Origin of the sequence: Brevibacillus sp. MCWH (genome assembly GCF_013096935.1) — a bacterium.
Lineage (GTDB): Bacteria > Bacillota > Bacilli > Brevibacillales > Brevibacillaceae > Brevibacillus > Brevibacillus aydinogluensis.
Genome location: NZ_SDLF01000081.1, coordinates 1 through 706 on the forward strand (window position 1 = coordinate 1; position 706 = coordinate 706).

The 706-nt window shown below is 27.9% G+C and carries 1 protein-coding gene; it reads right to left on the bottom strand.

Annotation, left to right across the window (positions count from 1 at the left end; all coding sequences use genetic code 11):
* Positions 1-644: hypothetical protein (locus tag ETC00_RS19440; RefSeq protein ID WP_171567698.1), on the bottom strand; the 644-nt coding region annotated here is incomplete at its 3' end.
* Between the last annotated feature and the right edge of the window lie 62 nt (positions 645-706).

Below are 706 nucleotides of genomic sequence, written 5' to 3' on the forward strand. Positions count from 1 at the left end.
ATATGAGATTTCTCAATATAATCATGTAAATCATAATGTTTTACTTCTCTAACAGGAACACCATCAACTAAAATTACATTTTTGTCGTTAAATTTTCTAGAGTGGAAAACTCTCATGATAGGATTATCATTTATCTTATCTAAAGACTTACTAAATTTATTCAATACTAGCTTTTTACCTTCATCATTGTAAGTATAATAGTTTCCTTTTTCGTCTTTTTCAAATAGTTTTACATAGACGAGACGATTCGGGTTGAAACAATACTTAGGTAAAAGCTGGTCAGGAAAATCTGAATTGATAGCTTCAATAGCATGTAATACAGCTTTCTCAAACTTAGGATTTTCTTTAATAAATTCTTCTTTCTCCAATGAAGTAAAAGAGTTGATTAACTTAACTTCTACATAGTTTCTTTCAATAACATAATCGGATTTAGTATCCATAATCTCAATCACTTTATAGTTAATAACTTTATTTTCAATATATGCAATGAAGATATAAAATCCGTTTTCAACTAAAACTTTAGCTAGTTCATAAGCATCAAACTCGTCTCTTTCACAATCGTTTGTTTCAACTGCAAAAGGTTTAGAACCATCGTATTTTGTAGCAAAGTGTAAAGTTCTTCCGTCGTAAAATCCTTCTTTCATGTAACAGTTTTTATTACCTTTATATTCTTCATATGAAATGATTTGACTAATGTAGTATTTAT